17 protein-coding genes and 1 pseudogene are annotated in these 20,434 nt (G+C 45.0%); 17 read left to right on the top strand and 1 reads right to left on the bottom strand.

Annotated features, from left to right (window positions below; genetic code table 11):
• Positions 1–4: 4 nt before the first annotated feature.
• From A9E74_RS10370 to A9E74_RS10290, 17 genes and pseudogenes are all read left to right on the top strand, one after another.
• Entirely contained in the window at positions 5–610 is a 606-nt protein-coding gene (locus A9E74_RS10370; protein WP_069296552.1) for an NADH-quinone oxidoreductase subunit J, read from the top strand.
• On the top strand, positions 607–912 hold the full coding sequence (gene nuoK, locus A9E74_RS10365; RefSeq protein WP_069296551.1) for an NADH-quinone oxidoreductase subunit NuoK: 306 nt from the start codon (positions 607–609) through the stop codon (positions 910–912). The genes A9E74_RS10370 and nuoK overlap by 4 nt, the downstream gene beginning before the upstream one ends.
• A gap of 4 nt (positions 913–916) precedes the next feature.
• Positions 917–2,853, top strand: a pseudogene (gene nuoL, locus A9E74_RS10360) (NADH-quinone oxidoreductase subunit L).
• A 15-nt stretch (positions 2,854–2,868) separates the two neighbouring features.
• The gene (locus tag A9E74_RS10355; RefSeq protein WP_069296550.1) at positions 2,869–4,389 is read left to right on the top strand and encodes an NADH-quinone oxidoreductase subunit M; all 1,521 of its coding nucleotides are present in this window, start codon (positions 2,869–2,871) and stop codon (positions 4,387–4,389) included.
• A gap of 12 nt (positions 4,390–4,401) precedes the next feature.
• On the top strand, positions 4,402–5,835 hold the full coding sequence (gene nuoN, locus A9E74_RS10350; protein WP_069296549.1) for an NADH-quinone oxidoreductase subunit NuoN: 1,434 nt from the start codon (positions 4,402–4,404) through the stop codon (positions 5,833–5,835).
• Between the two features lie 9 nt (positions 5,836–5,844).
• Positions 5,845–6,150 carry a DUF2818 family protein gene (locus A9E74_RS10345; RefSeq protein WP_069296548.1) on the top strand — a complete coding sequence of 102 codons (306 nt, stop codon included), beginning with the start codon at positions 5,845–5,847 and terminating at the stop codon, positions 6,148–6,150.
• Positions 6,151–6,340: 190 nt separating this feature from the next.
• Complete coding sequence (gene fusA, locus A9E74_RS10340; protein WP_069296547.1) at positions 6,341–8,434, top strand: elongation factor G; 2,094 nt, start codon at positions 6,341–6,343, stop codon at positions 8,432–8,434.
• Between the two features lie 225 nt (positions 8,435–8,659).
• Positions 8,660–9,616, top strand: a complete 957-nt coding sequence (locus A9E74_RS10335) for a FecR family protein (RefSeq protein ID WP_084003040.1) — start codon at positions 8,660–8,662, stop codon at positions 9,614–9,616.
• 150 nt (positions 9,617–9,766) lie between these two features.
• Entirely contained in the window at positions 9,767–12,808 is a 3,042-nt protein-coding gene (locus A9E74_RS10330; RefSeq protein WP_069296546.1) for a TonB-dependent receptor, read from the top strand.
• An 86-nt stretch (positions 12,809–12,894) separates the two neighbouring features.
• Entirely contained in the window at positions 12,895–13,635 is a 741-nt protein-coding gene (locus A9E74_RS10325) for a Slam-dependent surface lipoprotein (RefSeq protein ID WP_069296545.1), read from the top strand.
• A gap of 24 nt (positions 13,636–13,659) precedes the next feature.
• Entirely contained in the window at positions 13,660–15,222 is a 1,563-nt protein-coding gene (locus A9E74_RS10320) for a surface lipoprotein assembly modifier (RefSeq protein ID WP_245652143.1), read from the top strand.
• 28 nt (positions 15,223–15,250) lie between these two features.
• Positions 15,251–16,570 carry a tetratricopeptide repeat protein gene (locus A9E74_RS10315; protein ID WP_069296544.1) on the top strand — a complete coding sequence of 440 codons (1,320 nt, stop codon included), beginning with the start codon at positions 15,251–15,253 and terminating at the stop codon, positions 16,568–16,570.
• 85 nt (positions 16,571–16,655) lie between these two features.
• Positions 16,656–17,279, top strand: a complete 624-nt coding sequence (locus A9E74_RS10310) for a biliverdin-producing heme oxygenase (RefSeq protein WP_069296543.1) — start codon at positions 16,656–16,658, stop codon at positions 17,277–17,279.
• Positions 17,279–17,665, top strand: a complete 387-nt coding sequence (locus tag A9E74_RS10305; RefSeq protein ID WP_069296542.1) for a YbaN family protein — start codon at positions 17,279–17,281, stop codon at positions 17,663–17,665. The genes A9E74_RS10310 and A9E74_RS10305 overlap by 1 nt, the downstream gene beginning before the upstream one ends.
• Positions 17,666–17,668: 3 nt before the next feature.
• Complete coding sequence (exbB, locus tag A9E74_RS10300) at positions 17,669–18,628, top strand: tonB-system energizer ExbB (RefSeq protein ID WP_069296541.1); 960 nt, start codon at positions 17,669–17,671, stop codon at positions 18,626–18,628.
• Positions 18,625–19,056: a biopolymer transporter ExbD gene (locus A9E74_RS10295; protein ID WP_069296540.1), complete on the top strand. Its 432-nt coding sequence runs from the start codon at positions 18,625–18,627 to the stop codon at positions 19,054–19,056. The genes exbB and A9E74_RS10295 overlap by 4 nt, the downstream gene beginning before the upstream one ends.
• Before the next feature lies 1 nt (position 19,057).
• Positions 19,058–19,885: an energy transducer TonB gene (locus A9E74_RS10290; RefSeq protein WP_245652142.1), complete on the top strand. Its 828-nt coding sequence runs from the start codon at positions 19,058–19,060 to the stop codon at positions 19,883–19,885.
• 8 nt (positions 19,886–19,893) lie between these two features.
• On the opposite strand, the gene A9E74_RS10285 is transcribed toward A9E74_RS10290, so the two are convergent.
• Positions 19,894–20,412: a sigma-70 family RNA polymerase sigma factor gene (locus tag A9E74_RS10285; protein ID WP_069296566.1), complete on the bottom strand. Its 519-nt coding sequence runs from the start codon at positions 20,410–20,412 to the stop codon at positions 19,894–19,896.
• Positions 20,413–20,434: the final 22 nt, after the last annotated feature.

Here is a 20,434-nt window from a genome sequence, read left to right as displayed (position 1 = left end):
ATTTATGGAAAAAATACTGTTTTATTGTTTTGCCGCCATTTTACTGTTTGCCGCCACTATGGTGATCACGGTACGAAATCCGGTGCGTGCAGCATTGTTTCTGGTATTGGCCTTTTTTACCAGCGCGGCAATCTGGTTGATGCTGGAAGCCGAGTTTTTAGCAATAACGCTGGTATTGGTTTATGTCGGTGCGGTACTGGTGTTGTTTATGTTTGTGGTGATGATGCTGGATATCGATACCAGCTCACTCAAAGAGGGATTCAGCCGTTATCTGCCATTAGGTTTATTTGTAGCGGTATTGATTGTGCTGGAATTAATTGCGGTTTTAGGCGCGGCAAACTTCGGCTTGGAACAGTTTCCAGCTCCAGAAGCTTCAACAGAAAGTAATACGAAAGTGCTCGGCCGACTGTTGTATACGGTGTATGTGTATCCGTTTGAGATTGCTTCGGTAATCCTAACGGTGGCGATTGTGGCAGCGATTATGCTGACCTTACGACCACATAAACGCAAAACTCAAGATCCTGCGCAGCAGGTCAAAGTACGTAGCAAAGATCGCGTACGTCTGGTCAAAATGGCCTCCGAAAAACGCCAAGACGGGAAATCATCATGATTGCCTTATCTGACTATCTGATTGTTGCAGCTATTCTGTTTAGCCTTTCAGTTGCGGGTATTTTTCTCAATCGTAAAAACATCATTATTTTGCTGATGTGCATTGAATTAATGTTGTTAGCGGTGAACCTTAACTTTATCGCTTTTTCGCATTATGCCGGTGATGCCGCCGGCCAGGTGTTTGTGTTTTTTATTCTGACGGTTGCTGCAGCAGAGGCGGCGATTGGTCTGGCAATTCTGGTGGTGTTATTCCGTAATCTCAGCACCATCAATGTTGATGATCTCAACCGGTTGAAAGGTTGATGGCATGACGCAATCCTTGTTACTGACCATCGTTTTAGCACCATTACTGGGCAGCATTATTGCCGGTTTGTTTGGCCGGAAGATTGGTCGTAACTGGTCTCATCGAGCGGCAATTGCGGGGTGAGCATAGCCTTTTTCTTATCACTCTGGGTTTTGAAGCTGGTTGTGATGGATGGGGCTACCTATAACCAAGCGGTATATCAATGGATGCAGGTTGGCAGCCTGAGCATTGAAGTCGGCTTTATGGTCGATTCGCTGACTGCCGTGATGATGACCGTCGTGACCTTTGTATCGCTGATGGTGCATATCTACACCATTGGTTATATGCATGACGATGACGGCTACAGCCGTTTTTTCAGTTATATTTCGCTGTTTACCTTCTCGATGCTGATGCTGGTCATGGCCAATAACTTTATGCAGCTGTTTTTTGGCTGGGAAGCGGTTGGCGTGGTTTCCTATCTGCTGATTGGTTTCTGGTACAAAAAGCCCACGGCGATTTACGCCAATCTCAAGGCATTTCTGGTCAATCGTGTGGGTGACTTCGGCTTTCTGCTGGGTATTGCTGCCGTACTAATGTATTCCGGCAGTCTGGATTATCTGGAAGTATTTAATCAGGCACCAGTTATGGCCGGTCAGACGATTACCTTGTTTGGCAATCATGCCTGGTCGCTAATGACGGTGATTGGCATTCTGTTATTTATCGGCGCAATGGGTAAATCAGCGCAGGTTCCTCTGCATGTCTGGTTACCGGATTCAATGGAAGGCCCGACCCCGATATCAGCCTTGATTCATGCCGCAACCATGGTCACGGCCGGTATTTTTATGGTGGCGAGGATGTCACCTTTATATGAATATTCTGAAACTGCACTGTCATTTATTCTGGTGATAGGTGCGATTACCGCTTTGTTTATGGGCTTTTTGGGCTTAATTCAGAACGATATCAAACGAGTTATTGCTTATTCGACCCTATCACAGCTTGGTTATATGACAGTAGCGCTTGGGGTGTCAGCTTATTCTGCGGCAATATTCCATTTATTCACCCATGCCTTTTTTAAAGCGTTACTGTTTCTGGCAGCCGGCTCAGTCATTCTGGCCCTGCATCATCAGCAGGATATTCGGAAAATGGGTGGGCTGAAAAAATATCTGCCGATTACTTACTGGACCAGTCTGATTGGTACGCTGGCATTAATTGGTTTTCCAGGGCTGGCGGGCTTTTTTTCCAAAGATGCCATCATTATGGCGGTGCATGAATCTACCATCCCAGGCAGTAGCTTTGCCTTATGGGCAGTAATGATTGGGGTATTTGTCACTAGCTTGTACAGCTTTCGCCTATTGTTTTTGGTGTTTCACGGTAAAGAACGCTTCGATGCGCACGGTCATCCGCCACATGAATCCCCCGGAGTAGTTACCTGGCCGTTGATCTTACTGGCGATTCCGTCGGTATTAGCCGGGTATTTAATTGGCACTCTGGTGTATGGAAACTTCTTTAGCGATGCGATATCCGTTATGCCTCAGCATGATGTGCTGAGCGCAGCAAATTATCATGGCTTGATTGGGTTTATCACTCATGGTTTGTTGACAGCGCCGTTCTGGCTGGCGATGGCCGGTTTGGTAACCGCCTGGTATCTGTATCTTAAACGTCCGGATTTTCCTGCCAAAATTCAGCAAAGAATGATGTGGTTATGGCAAATTCTGGAAAATAAATATGGCTTTGATGCATTTAACGACAAAGTGTTTGCCGGTGGATCACGCGGATTAGGCTGGCTATTTTCCCGCGTTGGTGACCGAGTACTAATTGATGGTTTAGTGGTTAACGGTGCAGCGAGAACAGTGGGCTTAATATCGAGAGTAGGGCGCAAAATGCAGAGCGGTTATTTGTACCATTACGCCTTTGTAATGATTATCGGGGTGTGGCTGTTGCTCACCTGGTTTGTGGTTTAGGAACAAGCTGATTAAATGATGGACTTTCCGCTGCTCAGTATATTGATTTTGCTGCCAATTATTGGCGGTGGCCTACTGCTGTTATGCAAACAGAATCATTTGCTGGCTCGTCAGTTAGCTTTGATTGTCAGTGTAGTAACGATGCTGCTGTCTTTTTTGTTGTATATCGGGTTTGATTCGACCACTCATCAAATGCAGTTTGTTGAACGATTGTCCTGGATTGCCACATTTAATATCGAGTATTACCTTGGCGTTGATGGTTTTTCGATGCCGCTAATGATTCTGACTACAATTTCTACTGTGCTTGTGGTGATCGCCGGCTGGCAGGTCATCCAGGATAGGGCAGCTCAATATATGGCTGCTTTTTTGATTATGGAAGGCTTGATGCTGGGCGTGTTTGCAGCACTCGATGCTATTTTGTTTTATCTGTTTTTCGAAGCAATGCTGATACCGCTGTTTCTGGTGATTGGTATCTGGGGTGGGCCGAACCGGGTCTATGCCACTATCAAGTTTTTCCTCTACACCTTTTTTGGCTCGGTGTTTTTACTCATCGCATTGTTGTATTTGCAATTCCAGGCGGGCAGTTTTTCGATTCTGGACTTCCACGATGTCAGCTTGACCCTGACTCAACAGATATGGATTTTCCTCGCCTTCTTAATTGCTTTTGCGGTAAAGATTCCAATGTGGCCGGTACATACCTGGTTACCTGATGCACACGTTGAAGCACCTACAGGTGGCTCGGTGATTCTGGCGGCGATCACGCTGAAAATCGGTGGCTATGGATTATTGCGGTTTGCTTTGCCGATTACCCCGGATGCCAGTATGACGCTGGACTGGCTGGTTATCGGCTTATCGTTGATTGCCATTGTTTATATCGGTTTTGTTGCGCTGGCCCAATCGGATCTGAAAAAGCTGATTGCCTATTCGAGTATCGCCCATATGGGCTTTGTGACCTTGGGTTTGTTTATCGTGTTTCGGATTACCGCCAATGAGGCAATCACTATCGGCATCGGTAATGGGCAAGTGTTGGCCATTGAAGGCGCGATGGTGCAGATGATTTCGCATGGTTTTATTGCCGCAGCGATGTTCCTCAGTGTCGGTGTGTTATATGACCGGATGCATACCCGTGAAATCAGTGCTTATGGTGGAGTTGCCAACAGCATGCCGAAATTTACCGCGCTGGCCGTGTTCTTTGCAATGGCCAATGCCGGATTGCCCGGCACGTCCGGTTTTGTTGGCGAATTTATGGTGATTCTGGCGGCATTTCAGGCCAACTTCTGGTATGCATTTCTGGCGGCCACGACATTAATCCTGGGCGCGGCTTATACCTTGTGGATGGTCAAACGGGTATTTTTTGGAGAGATCGCCAATGATGAAGTCGCCAAATTACAGGATATTAATTCACGAGAAATGCTGCTGTTGGCAAGTCTGGCGGTTATTGTCTTAGTGATTGGTATCTGGCCCGATCCGTTACTTAATGTGATGCACGCTTCGGTAGATAATCTGCTGCTGCAAATCACTCAGTCAAAGCTTTAAAGGAAACACCAGATGGCGTTTGAGGTTCCGAATATGCTGTTTGCCTTGCCAGAGATGTTGTTGCTGGCAATGTGCTGCATCGTGCTATTGGTGGTGGCTTTTACCGGTAATCGCCAAATTAATCTGGTGCATGCGTTAAGCCAATTAAGCTTGTTGATTACCTTTATGACGGTTTTCTGGATGATGGGTGAGGGCGGTCTGACCTTCTCTGAGACCTATATCAAAGATCCGTTGAGTGATGTGCTCAAACTGGCGATCTGTCTGGTGAATATGCTGGTGCTGAGTTACTCCTATCGTTATCTGCAGGTGCGCAAATTATTGCAGGGCGAGTTTTATGTGTTGGTCTTATTTTCCACCCTCGGCATGTTGGTGATGGTATCAGCACATAATTTTCTGACCTTGTATTTAGGTTTGGAACTGATGTCACTTTGTTTATATGCCTTGGTGGCGATGCATCGCGATTCGTTTACCGCAACAGAAGCCGGGATGAAATATTTCATACTTGGGGCTTTGGCGTCGGGCATGTTGCTCTACGGTATGTCGATTATTTACGGTGTGACTGGCGAGTTAGGGATTGAGGCGATTGCGACGGCTATAGCCAATGAAGAATTAAATCAGACAGTGCTAAGTCTGGGTATTGTATTTCTGGTGATTGGTATCGGCTTTAAGTTTGGTGCGGTGCCGTTTCATATGTGGTTACCGGATGTGTATCAAGGCGCGCCGACTGCGATTACCTTATTTGTGGCCAGTGCCCCCAAAATAGCAGCCTTTGCCTTGTTGATTCGCATATTAACCGAAGGCATGGGCGATATGCTTAGCGTTTGGCGCGATATGCTGATTATGTTGGCGGTGTTGTCGATTGTGGTCGGTAATTTATTGGCGATAGCGCAGACTAATCTAAAACGTATGTTGGCTTATTCGACTATTTCACACGTCGGTTTTTTGTTGTTAGGCGTTTTAGCGGGAAGTCAGGCAGGATTTGCCGCCGCGTTGTTTTATACCTTAGTCTACGCACTGATGACCTTAGGCAGTTTCGGCATGATTCTGTTACTGAGTCGTGAAGGCTTTGAAGCTGAAGAAATCGAGGACTTTAAAGGTTTGGGGCAACGACATCCCTGGCATGCGCTAATGATGCTATTACTGATGTTTTCCATGGCAGGTATTCCACCGCTGGCGGGTTTTTATGCCAAATTAAGCGTGATTAAAGCGGTCGTCGATGTTAACTTACTTGCCGTTGCGATAGTCGCCGTAGTCATGTCAGTTATTGGCGCTTATTATTATTTACGCGTCGTTAAAGTCATGTTTTTTGATACGCTAACCGAACAGCCTCGTATTGAAGCGTCAACTTCAATGCAATATTTATTGAGTGGTAATGTGTTGGCAGCATTATTCCTCGGCTTGTTCCCCGGGGCTTTATTTGCGCTATGCGCCAGAATATTTAGTTAGGTTTTAAAGATGTCGATTTGGTTAATGTTGTTGAGTATGTTTGTTTTGGCAAATCTGCCGTGGGTAAATTCACGTTTGTTTGTTGTTATCCCATTAAAAAATGGCAAAAATGCCTGGCTTAGAGTAATGGAAGTCACGGTGTATTATTTTGTCGCTTTATTAGTGGCGATTGGGTTTGAGCAGCAATTCTCCGGTAATATTTACCCGCAACAGTGGGAGTTTTTTGTCACCATTTTGAGTTTGTTTCTGGTGTTTGCCACTCCTGGAGTCGTGTATCGGCACCAATGGTTGCCATTACAGAAAAAGCTCCGCTAAAAATCGCAAATATGCGCTCGTTAAGTACATAGCAACACAATCCAAAATTTCAAAAGTCTGTTATCAAGCGCGCTGACAGCTATTTACGTTAATTCAAGATGCAACGCAATGGATAGTAGTTAGAATTTGCGGGTTTAACTCCCTGATGATGTAAACAGCATCGGTTATTCACACAATAGAGACAGGATTTATGGCTTCCGATTTATCCAAGTACAGAAATATTGGTATTTTCGCTCACGTTGACGCGGGCAAAACCACCACGACAGAACGTATCCTTAAACTGACCGGCAAAATCCATAAGTCTGGTGAAGTACATGATGGTGAATCCACAATGGACTTCATGGATCAGGAAGCTGAGCGCGGAATTACTATCCAGTCAGCGGCGACTACCTGTGAATGGAAAGGTCACCGACTGAACGTTATCGATACTCCAGGTCACGTTGACTTCACTATCGAAGTTTACCGTTCACTGAAAGTACTTGACGGCGGTATCGGTGTTTTCTGTGGTAGCGGTGGTGTTGAACCACAATCAGAAACCAACTGGCGTTATGCGAATGACTCTGAAGTTTCACGTCTGATCTATGTCAACAAATTAGACCGTATTGGTGCTGACTTCTTCCGTGTTGTAAAACAGGTTGAAGACGTTCTGGCGGCAACACCGCTGGTAATGGTTCTGCCAATCGGTATCGAAGATGAATTTACCGGTGTTGTCGACTTGCTGACCCGCAAAGCGTGGATCTGGAAAGATGACAAGAGCGCTGAAGATTACACCATCGAAGAGCCACCAGCTGATATGGCTGATGCTATTGAAGAATGGCGTGAAAAACTGATCGAAACTGCTGTAGAGCAAGACGATGATCTGATGGGCAAATATCTTGATGGTGAAGAGCCTTCTATTGAAGATCTGAAAAGATGTATCCGTAAAGGTACATTGCAATTGGATTTCTTCCCGACTTACTGCGGTAGCTCATTTAAAAACAAAGGTATGCAGTTAGTGCTGGATGCGGTTGTTGATTACCTGCCTGATCCAACTGAAGTTGACCCACAACCAGAAGTTGACTTGGAAGGTAACGAAACTGGTAAACACGCGATTGTTGATATCAAAGGCCCGTTACGTGCCCTGGCATTCAAAATCATGGATGACCGTTTTGGCGCACTAACTTTCGTTCGTATCTACTCTGGCGAATTGAAAAAAGGCGACACTATCCTCAATACTTTCACAGGTAAAACAGAACGTGTTGGCCGTATGGTGGAAATGCATGCTAATGACCGTAACGAATTAGATTACGCTCAAGCGGGTGACATTATTGCTATCGTCGGTATGAAAGATGTACAAACCGGTCACACATTATGTGATCCGAAAAACCCAGCTACCTTGGAACCGATGGTATTCCCGGATCCCGTTATCTCAATCGCCATTGCGCCTAAAGATAAAGCAGCGGCTGAAAAAATGGGTATCGCACTGGGTAAAATGATTAAAGAAGATCCATCTTTCCGTGTTGAAACCGATGAAGACAGCGGTGAAACCATCATGAAAGGTATGGGCGAATTACATTTGGATATCAAAGTTGATATCTTGAAACGTACCCATAACGTTGACGTTATTGTTGGTGAGCCACAAGTAGCCTACCGTGAAACAATCACGAAAAAAATCGAAGACAGTTACACCCACAAGAAACAATCAGGTGGTTCTGGTCAGTTTGGACGTATCGACTACATTATTGAACCAGGTGAGCCAGGCAGTGGTTACCAGTTTGAATCATCTGTTACCGGTGGTAGTGTTCCTCGCGAATACTGGCCTGCAGTTGATGCCGGCTTCAAGAAAATGATGGGCCGTGGTGTATTGGCTGGCTTCCCGTTACTTGACGTCAAAGTTAACTTGTTTGATGGTGCATTCCATGCCGTGGATTCATCAGCAATGGCCTTTGAAATCGCTGCGATGGGTGCTTTCCGTCAAACGATTCCAAAAGCGGGTCCGCAATTGCTGGAACCTATCATGAAAGTAGATGTGTTCTGCCCAGATGATAACGTCGGTGATGTTATCGGTGACTTGAACCGTCGCCGTGGCATGATCAAATCACAAGATGCGGGTGCAACTGGTGTTCGTATTAAAGCAGAAGTACCACTGAGCGAAATGTTCGGTTACATCGGTTCATTGCGTACGATGACTTCAGGCCGTGGTCAGTTCTCTATGGAGTTCTTGCACTATCTGCCTTGCCCACGTAACGTGTCAGATGAAGTTATTAAACAAGTTAAAGAGCGTGAAGCTGCTGCGAAGAAATAAGCAGCTTGCTAAAAGCTTGATTGAGAAAGGGGCGTTTATCGCCCCTTTTTTGTGGCTGCAATTTATTATCTAAAGCTTATGAGACAACAGATTTAACTTTTTTATTGATGAGTCTTTCAGCAGAAGCCGTAAGCTGACCACCAAATCTAAATGATTATTATTTGTTTTTGTTGGCGAGTTTAGCGAAAATACCACAAGGTATTTAGCTAGACCGAGAAATAAATAATGTTTGATAAAACCTTGGACGTGCAACCAACGTCGAAACAATCCATTAAACAGGCCTGTGTTTGGATGGCTCGATTATGGGCTGATGATGCAACAGAAAAAGATCATTTGGCCTGTCAGGTCTGGCGTGAGTCAGCCGCAGAAAATGAGCAGGCCTGGCAGCAGGTGCAACAGTTACAGCAACGATTCCGTCTGGTACCTGATCCTGAAATTGACAGCAGAGTATTAAGACAGCATAAATCAGTTTCACGTCGCCAGTTCTTATCTTATGGTGGGCTCGGTATTGGGCTGGGGGTAGTCGGCACCGGTTATTTTAGTTCAAAGGCTATCAATTCGACAGATTACGCTACTCAAACTGGTGAAATACAAGATTTAACTTTGGCAGATGGAACACGACTGTTCCTCAATACCGCAACCCGAGTTGATATTAATTTTGATCAGAAAAAACGTGAAATCCTGTTGCATGAAGGGGAGGTTTATATTGAAACCGCTTCACATAATGTGCCCTTGACTGTGGTATCCCGAGAGGGGGTGCTGCGACCATTAGGTACGAGTTTTTCCGTAAGAACAATGGATAAACAAACCCGATTGGCTGTATATCAAGGAAGGGTCCAAATCCAACCAGCACAATCTAACAGTACAAGCATTATTGAATCGGGTCTTGGAGCCGATTTTACTCGATTTAGTTTTATACAGGACTTTGTTGCTGATACCTCCAATATGGCTTGGACTAACCACAAATTGGCTGTAGCCAATATGCCGTTGAATGAGTTTATTGATGAGTTGTCACGTTACCGTTCGGGAATGCTACGGGTCAGTCCTGAATTGGCTTCATTGACGGTTACGGGTGTGTTTTCCTTGCTGGACACGGACCGGATACTTAAGCAATTAACAGAAATTCTTCCAGTCAGATTACATTCATTCACTTCCTATTGGATCACCATGCTTCCTGTTTAATTGCTCTTTTTAAACAGATTTAAAGTACGTTACCAACCTCATTCCATATTATTTCATATGCAAATACAAATCATTTAGATTTTATTTACGGGTTTAAGGTTCTCATTCGGTATACAGATTACAACTTGATGAGAAATGTAAGGAACCCGTATGTCGTCGCGACAGTTTTCACGACTAAAACCCATCGTAATTAGCCTGTCCTTGGCAGGAATAGCGCCATTTTATGCATTGCCTGTTGTTGCTGAAACGGTTCTGTCCGAGGTTCAGCAGTTCAACATTCCAGCAGGCAATCTGGATCAGGTGTTAAATCATTTTGGCTTGGAAGCCGGACTAGAACTCTATCTGGATGGCTCCTTGTTACAAGGACAAACTAGTCGTGGTTTGAACGGCCAATACAGTGCCTTGGATGGTTTACGCACATTGCTTCAAGGCACAGGATTAACTGCTATCCAGCAAGCCGATGGGGCTTACCGTATTGGTTCACCCGATGTGATTTATCCGGAAAATAATCTCGCTGGATCTGTGCAACTTGATGCAATTGATGTGGTGGGTAAAAGCTTTGCCTTTACCCGTGATGAGCAGGGTTATAACGATGTATTCGACAAAAATATTTCAAGCACTTATGCAGGAAAACAGGAGCTTGAACGATTTAAAGGCTCCTCTCCAGCAGACATGCTGAGTGGCATGCTCAATGTATACAGCTCGGATGCCCGTAACAGTGGAGGGCTTGACCCCAACATTCGTGGCATACAAGGGCCAGGCCGTGTGCCTGTCACCATTGACGGAACTGAACAAGCTATTACGATATGGCGTGGTTATAACGGCGCAAATAATCGTAGTTATATTGATCCAAATCTGATTGGCAGTGTTCAGGTTTTAAAAGGTCCTAACCTGGAACGAAATGTTCATAGCGGGATAGGCGGGGCGGTTGTAGCCTCCACATTGACAGTTGATGACGTTCTCAAACCCGGCGAAGAGTTTGGTGGTGAACTTAAAGTTGAGGGAAGTAATAATGCCGTTACTGCAGACGTTCCTCGTTTATCAACTGGAACTCCTTATACCGACATACCGGGATTTACTGCTTCTGGTGATATCTACGATCCGACATTATTAGTTGAGCCACATAGTGGTGGCCAAAGTTATTGGGATGACTACGCTTATCGACTTGCGATAGGGACTCGTCAGGATTTTTTCGATCTAATGGGGGCGTACGCTTACCGTAAAAAAGGCAATCATTTTTCCGGTAAACATGAGGATGGTTTTTACTCACGTGGATCGGAAAATATCCAAGAAAGTCTGGTCCCTGATTTAGCCAATGTCTATAAGCCCGGTGATGAACTACCGAACACCTCCAGTGAAATGGAATCCTGGCTAGCTAAGGCAACATTTAAGTTCAGTGATAATCACAATCTAACTTTTGGATATCGTGAAACAGATACTACCTACGGCGAAATTTTTCCTTCCCGTATTCTTTGGAGCAAAGCAGTTGATGACGGCGTGCCACAGTGGCCGTTAAGCACGGTCGATAGCAAAGCTTATAACGTCGAATATCAACTAAATCCTGAAAATAACCAATGGCTCGACTTCTATGCCAGTGTCTGGAGAACCGACACAGTAAGTAACACTTATACCGCGGGTGGCTACCCTAATGAACCTTATGAAAGAGAAGCCTCTGGTGACCATCGGCTCATCAATACCGCATTGCGAAACGCAATTGAAAAACGCAATGGTCTGACATTAAGTAATACTTTTTCACTTTCGAATTACCTCGACCTGACACTGGGTGGACGCTATCAGCATGAACAATTGCGTAGTGACGATAACTATGACGATCCGGATTTACAACGTCTTTTCCGCATGGTTCCCAAAGAAGGTCGACGGCAGGAAAAAGACTTTAATTTTAACTTTGCCTGGAAACCTACCAGCGTTATCAACATTGATGCGGGGATGCGCTACTCGTCATTCTGGACATTTGATGATTTTCGTAAAAGTAGACTGGATGCAGGTGATACCAGTTTTACTAGATATACCCCAATTACTGGACAAACGATTCATTATGAATATGACTACACTCTTACTCAGGATGATGTTCAGCCCGCTATAGATAATTTTGAAGCCAATCGCGCCTTTTATGAAATGTTTGGTGCGGATGTTGATGCACTGATTCAAACGGAATTGGACAAAATAGGTACCACTACCTCAATGACTGAAAGTGCTGTTTGGGAAAAAAACAGTAAGGGAAAATATAGCCGAAACAATCATCCGTGCCTGAATGCAGAAGTAGAGATAACTGCCTGTCATAATGGCATACGACAAACGGGTGATGTGCAGACCATACAAAAAGTTAAACATCTTAAAGGAGATGGTTGGGCTCCCGTTCTCTCTGCAGCGCTTGATTTACCCAACGATAGCCGTGTTTACGCTCGTCATAGTCAGGCATATCGTTTCCCAAGTCTATTTGAAAACACCATCAGTTTTTCAGCGTCATTACCCAGTCCGGATTTTCAACTAAAACCTGAGCATATCTATAGCTATGAGTTGGGTTACGTGCAAAACCTGACCAGATGGGTCAATGCTGAATATGCCGATCTAAAACTCAGCTATTTCTACAATCGCACCGAAAATGTCATTGAACGTGATCCTAATATGAACTTCAGCAATCTGGAAAAACAAACGATTGAGGGCATCGAATTCCAGGGACGATATGACACAGGACGGTTTTTTACCAACCTCAGTGTGGCTTATAACTTTAGAAATGAGGTATGTGATGAGCACTCCGCTGTGATGTTGGATTACCTATCTACCAGTGATTGTGTTGATGATGGCTTTGTGGGGGGGTATCTCGTCAGTATGGCCATGCCTGAATACACCGCCAGTTGGACGTTAGGGGGACGTTTCCTAAAACGTAAACTGGAGGTGGGCAGTCGAGTGACCTACTACTACAGACACGAAGACAAATTCGATAGTAATTATCGTGATCCCACTGAAATTACCTATTTCGCCAATACACCATTGTCCTGGGACACAATTCTGTTATTCGATGCGTATGCCAGCTATCAGTTAAACGACGATCTGAATATTGAACTGACAGGTACAAATTTAACTAACGAATATTACCTCGATCCGATGAGCCGATCGGCTATTCCAGCACCCGGTAGGACTGTGAAACTCAGTCTGACGGCTAAATTTTGAACAAAGGGAGGTGATATATAGAAAAAACTACGTTTAACAAACAAAGCGAGAACTAATTTTATTTTTTAATGAATAAGGAATATGCCATGAAAATCACAAATAAACTGTCTATTCTAGCGTTAATGTTAGGTCTGGCCAGTGTTACTCAAGCTGATCCAACAACAGTGTCTGGTCAGAGTTATCTCGGTGATATTACCGTCGGTGGAACTACTGATACAAGCATCGACCATCCAGGTACAGAAGGTGCTCCGGGTGTGGGCGTCACTGACTTTCATTCTGGTGCTATGGTTAGTTTTAGCGGTTTGGATAGTATGGTCGCTGATGACAGTAACGGTATCAATACTATTACACCAGCAATGATGCCACCATCTCATGCAGCTCTTGGTTATTTTGACTTTGCCAAAATTTCGGGCAATGAAGTCTATTTTGGTGAATGGTCACAAAATGGTACAACCAACGATCCTACCAGAGTCGTTTACTATGCAGGTGAATCGCAAAATACCACGATGCCAACAACAGGCATAGCGTCATATAACATAAATGGTATTAATAACTATAACGGTAGCAACCTGCTGACAGGCACGTTGAATGCAAATTTCGGTACAGGAAACTTGTCTGGTTCTATGAGTAGAACGGGGCTTACTATTGCTATTAATGCAGCTATTAACAGTTCGAATGCTAGCTTTTCTGGTGGTGCATTAGCAAATGGTAGTGTGGGTGGAACCGCTGAAGGTCACTTCTTCGGTGCCAATGCTGCTGCGTTAGCGGGGATTGCCAAGTTCACCAGCAACCGTGACCTGGACACCGCATTTGGTGGTGCTCAGTAATCATTGCTGTTTCATGGATGAAATATGGCCAGATGCCTTCGGGCATCTGGCTTTTTCTTTTATTACCGAAGCCGAATTATGTTGCCTGAATTACGTTTAACGTTTGTTTCTTCACGGAGATTGACGATCGTTGCAGTACTTTTTATCAGTCTATTAGCCACTCAGAACGGCTGGGCGGATGATAAGGATACTTCTCTGCGGCTGAATCAAAGTATTGATCTGCAATCAAATGAGCAAGAACGCCAAATCCTCAAGGATGAGGATTACCTCAAAGGAGAGCGTCCGACCTTAACGATTGATGGTAAGACTTACACGATCAAACATGATGTGAATGATGTTGGGCGAGCGTTATACATGTCGATTCAACAGAAACAATGGCCCGCAGTGATTTATTTTCTGGATGAATATCAGACCTTTGCCAATGCAGATCCAATGTTGATTGCCTATGCTCAGGGCTCTCTCGCCAGACTGCAGGGCAATATGCAACAGGCCGAAGCAGAATTTAAAACACTGCTTGATATTAAACCGGATTTTATGCTCGGTCAGCTGGAACTGGCACGTGTGCTGTTTGAAAATCGCAAAGATGCCGAATCGGAAGCCATGTTTCAGCAGATTGCTCAGTCGCTTAATCCGGCAGATGCTCGCCAGCAGGGTGTACTCACTACCGTCGACAGCTTTCTGCAAGCGGTTGATAAACGTCAGGCATGGCAAGGTTCTATCGCATTAGGCCCAACCTGGTCGGATAATCTAAACCAGACATCGGAAAGTTACAGCTGTCTGTTTTTCTACGGCTCGGTTTGCCTGTTTGAACGTGCCACCCCGGAAGCTGTTAAATCGCATGGAGTGGATTATGAGCTGACGTTAAACAAACGTTTTGCACTGTCTGGTCATCATGGTCTGTTTTTCCGTTCGTTATGGTTTGGGCAAAGTTATAAAGATCATTCGATTTATAACGAAAGCCAGTTGAGCACCCAGTTCGGCTATAGCTACCACGATATGCGTAATCAGTATTCTTTAGCACCATCATTTGAGTTTGTTCGTTACGGTAATGATTCGCTATACGGAGCTGCGGGTTTGCATGGCGAATGGCTGCATTATCTGACCGACAAAGTGATGTTCAAGCTGGAAGCAGACTATAAGGATCAGCAATACCGAAAAGACATTCTTGCCGACCAGTACGACGGTGGTATCTGGTCTAGCTATGCCACAGCATGGTATGGCTTGCCAAATAACTGGACATTATTTGGCGGTCTGGATTGGACCCGTAAAACAGCCGAAGTTGAACAAAATGCATATGAACAAATTGGTGTCAGGGCGGGTGTTGCCAAGAACTTTAATGAGCATATTAATGCAGTGCTTTTCGTGTCATTACGGGAACGAGAACATGATGCATTTAATGCGTTATTGGATGAGCAGCGTAAGGATTTCGAACAAAACTATACCGTTATTCTGCGTTTTCCGACCCTCGCTGTTTATGGATTGGAGCCTAATCTAACTTTTAAACACCGAAAAGTGCAGAGCAATGTGGACTGGCTATATTCCTATGACAGCAACAGTGTCAGCCTGAAACTGGAAAAACGTTTCTGATCAATTTAATCCCGAAATCGAGAATGTTATGCGCTCTTTTCATGCTTTTTTACTGATCCTAGGCTTATTAGCTTTTAGCCTGCAATCCCGTGCTGAAACGGCCGATTGGCAGCAGTTTCAATCACAAGCGACACAAGCCTATCAGGATGGAAACTATCTGTTGGCGGAACACACAATTCAACAAGCCATCCGCGTTGCTGAAAAGGCAGACAATGGCGCTGCCTATAAAGCAAGCAGTTTAAATATGCTGGCCTATATTTACTCAGCCCAAGGGCAGGTCGATCAGGCGCTGCAAGCGATAAATCAGGCTGTGGAACTGAGCCGACAGGCATTTGGAGAACCCCATGAACAACTGAGTCAGTTGTTATTCAATCAGGGGCAATTATTAGAACAGGCCAGTAACTCCGAGCGGGCCAGACACTCTTATCAACAGGCTATCAACGACTATCTTGCCTTAAACAGTACCGGTGATAATAAGTTGTGGCAGGCAGTATTAGCACAGGCTCATATTCTGACAGAGGAAAAACAATTTACCGAGGCAGAAAGTGTGATTAAAAAAGCGTTAGCTGGCTTTCCGGAACACAGCCAGTTTAATCACCAGCCAGAATCTATCGAAGACTCGGTGGATTTGCGTATGTTACTGGCACAGATTCAAATAGCACAGCAGCAGAATAAACAGGCAATTGAATTACTTGAGCAGGTCAGACAGTTATTGCAGCAACAGTCATCGCCGGAGAATGAGCGTCAGTTGCTGGTGTTGGAGTTACTGGCAACAGCTTATGAAGATAGCCACCAGCAAGCCAAATCTACACCAATACGTGAGCAGGCATTACTGTTACGGCAGCAACAAACCACGCCGAGCCTGGCCAGTGTGATGCACCTCAACGAACTGGCATTGCGTCAGCAACTTGATGAAAACTATGAGCAGGCTGACAAATTTTACCAACAGGCACTCACCCTGCTGGCAGAGCTGAATAAAAGTGATTCCATTGAGCAGGCTTTGATTCTGGGAAATCGGGCAAGTCTCAAGCTACAGCAAAAAGACAATAAAGCGGCTTTGGCTTTATTCGAACAAAGTCTATTACTTCACGACAAGCTGAATTTGCGACCTCTTGAAGCATCAAAAATAGCGACCTACAGCGCAACGATCTATTACAACCAAAGGCAATATGCGAAAGCTGAACCATTATTTTTACAAGCATTGAAGCTGCTGGATAGCAGTACATATGCCGATAAGGACAGTCTGTTGATTGCTCTGGATAATCTCGCCGCATTGTATAACTCTTGGGGAAAACCTAGCAAAGCTACAGCTTATTCCAAGCGTGCCAGAGAATTGAAAAATAAATAAATGCGAATCTTACGTATTTATTTTTACGGAAATCATCATCTCGTTCGGTATAAGAGATAACCCCTATCATTTAATGGATATAAAAATGACACAATCAGTAGATTCAGAAGTATTTTCGGTGTATCTGAAAGAAGGCACTCATGCGATACATGATCAATTGGATCGACGTGTTATGCAGCTTAACCCTTTTGCCGATAACGCTCATTATCAAGGATTTTTACGGATGCAACTTCGTTTGCACTCAGCTGGTGAGCAGGTTTATCACAATCAACAGATCAATAACCTTATCCCTGAAATCGAGCAACGCAGTAGATTAAATGCCGTATTGCAGGACTGTGCTGATTTAGCTATTCCAATTGAACTGCAGCAACATGATCAGCAGCTAGGTCAGCTTTTTAAAATTACTGATCCCTATGCTGGTCTAGGCTGGTTGTACACCATTGAAGGTTCGACACTGGGCGCCGCCATGCTGCTTAAACACGTTAAAAATTCATTGGGTCTGTCTGAGACCTATGGTGCCAGACATATGGCCGCGCATAGTGATGGCAGAGCCACCCATTGGCGTGAATTCAAAGCAATACTGGATAGTTTGACGCTTAATGATTTGCAAAGAAAACAAGCTCTGGATGCAGCCAAACAGGCTTTTTATTTTGTGACTGAAACCGTTGATGAAATTATGGTCACTGGTAAAAAAGAAGTGGCTGGCTAATGTTAAAAATAGCACTGTGGCGTTTGCTGGCATTATTTTTTGTCGCATTGGCTTTTATTGGGGTCATTCTTCCCGGTATTCCTACCACAGAGTTTGTGCTGTTAGCTGTATGGGCTTCGGCCAATGGCTGGCCTAAATTACATGATTGGTTATTGGCACATCCACGATTTGGGCCGTTGATTAAGCAAAGGCAAACCCATCGAGCTATTCCTCGGCGAGCCAAGTGGATCGCTGGCCTAAGCATGTTACTCAGCACTATGCTGTTGATTTCCTCTAATGCGCCGGTATGGGTGAAATGCTCCGTGCCAGTCATGATGGCATTAGTGATGATTTGGTTGGCCCGTCGACCTGAAATGCCAATGTTAAGCTGTGAAAACGAGAAATAATTAATGACATTACTGAAACAGATAATTCCGTTGTGTTTGGGGCTAACCATGGTTGTTTCGGTTATGGCGGAGGATACGTTGGCTCCAGCTGTAACCACAGATAAAACCGAAGTTACTGATACTGAACAGGTTGATGGTTCAGCCAGTCAAAACATGCAACTTAACGTGGAAAACAATGCTGCACTAGATCTCCAACAAGAAGAGCTTCTTGAAAAAAAAGAGATGGGAGATGTGGCTCACGATCTCTCCCCTTTGGGAATGTATCAGGCAGCTGACTGGGTGGTTAAGTCAGTGATGTTAGTGTTGCTGGCCGCATCCATGCTGACATGGGCGATATGGTTGGCAAAATGGCTGCAGCTAGCAAGTGCCAGAAAGCAGGTGAAAAAACTGCTGAGCCAAGTTATGGCATTACACCGATTTGCCGAAGTTCACGAATTAAAACCGGCAGTAAGTGCCGGACAAACATTGATTGATGTCACCGAACAAGAACTTACTTTGTCCAGACAGGAAAATGCCTGGGTAGATGAGGGCGTTAAACAACGGATTGCTGCCAGATTGGAGCGCATTCAAATTGCTGAAGCCAGTTCTATGGGTACTGGAATGGGTATCTTGGCAACAGTGGGGGCAGTTGCTCCTTTTGTCGGTTTATTTGGGACCGTTTGGGGCATTATGAATGCCTTTATTGGCATTGCACGTTCACAGACAACTAATCTGGCGGTGGTTGCGCCTGGGATTGCCGAAGCTCTTCTGGCAACGGCCATGGGCCTGATCGCTGCGATTCCTGCTGTAGTTATCTACAATCATTTCTCTCGTAAGATTACCGCTTATCGTTCCCTACTGGGCGATGTTTCAACCAGTTTATTAATTCTGGTGAGTCGTGATCTGGATCGGCAAAGTCTTGCTTCTCCTGTTACGACACTTGATTTTCCACAAATCAAAAAAGCAGCAGCGGTGAGCGCGTGATAGGTGGATTTTCAAACCATACGGGTGAGCAGGACCTACCGGAAAATCATGACATAAATGTCACGCCATTTATTGATGTAATGCTGGTGTTACTGATCATATTTATGGTGGCGGCGCCATTGGCAACTGCCAGTATTCCTATTGATCTGCCAACCACCTCTGTTCAGCCACCTTCGGTAGAGCAGAAACCGGTTTATCTTTCAGTAGAAGCTGATATGACGCTGACAGTGAATGACGAAGACAGGCTTACATTGGAGACACTGGAACAGCAATTCTTGAAACTTGTTCCAGATCGGGAAACGCGCATTTTTCTACGGGCAGACAAACGCCTGAGCTATGAAGAATTAATGCAGGTTATCACTGCTTTGGGAACAGCCGGTTACATGAAGATTGCCCTGGTAGGGCTTGAGAAAACCAGCGGAGCCTGAAGTGTCGATCCTTAATCGCTACACATGGCGGATACTGTTCGGCACCGGAATACTGTTTAGCCTTCTGGTGCATGGCATTGTGCTGGGGGCATTTCTCTGGTTTCCGTCGTCAAGACCACCGGTTATTCCCGATGCGGTTCCGATTGAAATTGCCATGGTATCGCCTTTAGTGGCCGCTCCTGATGAACCCGTTATGGTTGAATTGCCAGATGATATCGAACAGTCTGAGGCAGTCCGGCTTCAGCCAGAAGAGCCTATTAAAACCGATTCTTCTCCGCTGGAAAGAACAGATATCGATGCGTTTAAAGTGGATACAGAAGCAGATCTGCAAAGCGAACCCGCAATAGAATCTGAGCCAGAGCCAGAGCCAGAGCCAGAGCCAGAGCCAGAGCTTAAATCCGAATCAGAGCCATCGGTGGTTTCTGATAGCGTTAGCGAACATTCTGCTCCGGAAACGACAGCACCTCAGACAGTTGATGTTGAGACTAAATCTGAAACCGCAGTTGCTCAACGCAGCGGGAAACTAAACGAACAGATTGTTCAGGCGAGAAACAATTGGCAACATCGCTTACACGCGCATCTGGCGCAATACAAACAGTATCCCAGTCAGGCGCGGCGGAAAGGTCGAGAAGGAAGTCCGAGGATTGCTTTTACCATGAGTAGAGATGGAATGGTTATGGATGTTTGGTTAGTGCAAAGCAGCGGTACAGATGTACTGGATCGCGCCGCTCAGGAGCTTATTCGACGGGCAGAACCTCTGCCAGCCTTACCGGATGAGGTTGAGGAATTGCAACTGACATTGACGGTACCGATTAATTACTCACTTTAAATGGCAAGTTAAATACGATCTTCGATAGCGGCTTCTATACAGGCCTGCAGGCCTTTGGCAATGTATTTTTCCACGGAGGAAACCGAGACATTCATACGTTTGGCAATTTCTTTATAACTGAGATTATCCAGTTGTCTGAGCAATAACGCTTCACGAACATTGTCGGGTAAACGGTGCAGCAGAGCATCAATTTCAGTGAGCGCTTCTATCATCTGTACATGTGTTTCTGCGGAAGGAGCATGGTCTTGTGGAAGTTGCAGTAAATAATCCTGATAAGCTTCCTCAATTTGTTTACGACGATAATTGTCAATCAACAGTCCTTTAGCGATATGCGTGAGGAATCGTTTTGAGTCCTGTTTTTTGGGAAGCCGGCCACTGGTTAAAATTTTCAAGTAAGTATCATGAATAAGATCAGCTGTAACCTGAGGACAACCTGTACGACGCTGAATAAAAATCGATAGCCAGCTGCGGTGTTCCTTATAGAGTTGCTCTACTTGTTCCGTAAGCGATGAGCCGATAACTGCCATGCGTTTTAACTCCAGAAAAGTT

The organism is Methylophaga muralis, assembly GCF_001720165.1.
In the GTDB taxonomy this organism is placed as follows: domain Bacteria; phylum Pseudomonadota; class Gammaproteobacteria; order Nitrosococcales; family Methylophagaceae; genus Methylophaga; species Methylophaga muralis.
Note: the sequence above shows the minus strand (reverse complement) of the source record. Positions and strands in the feature narration are given on the sequence as shown.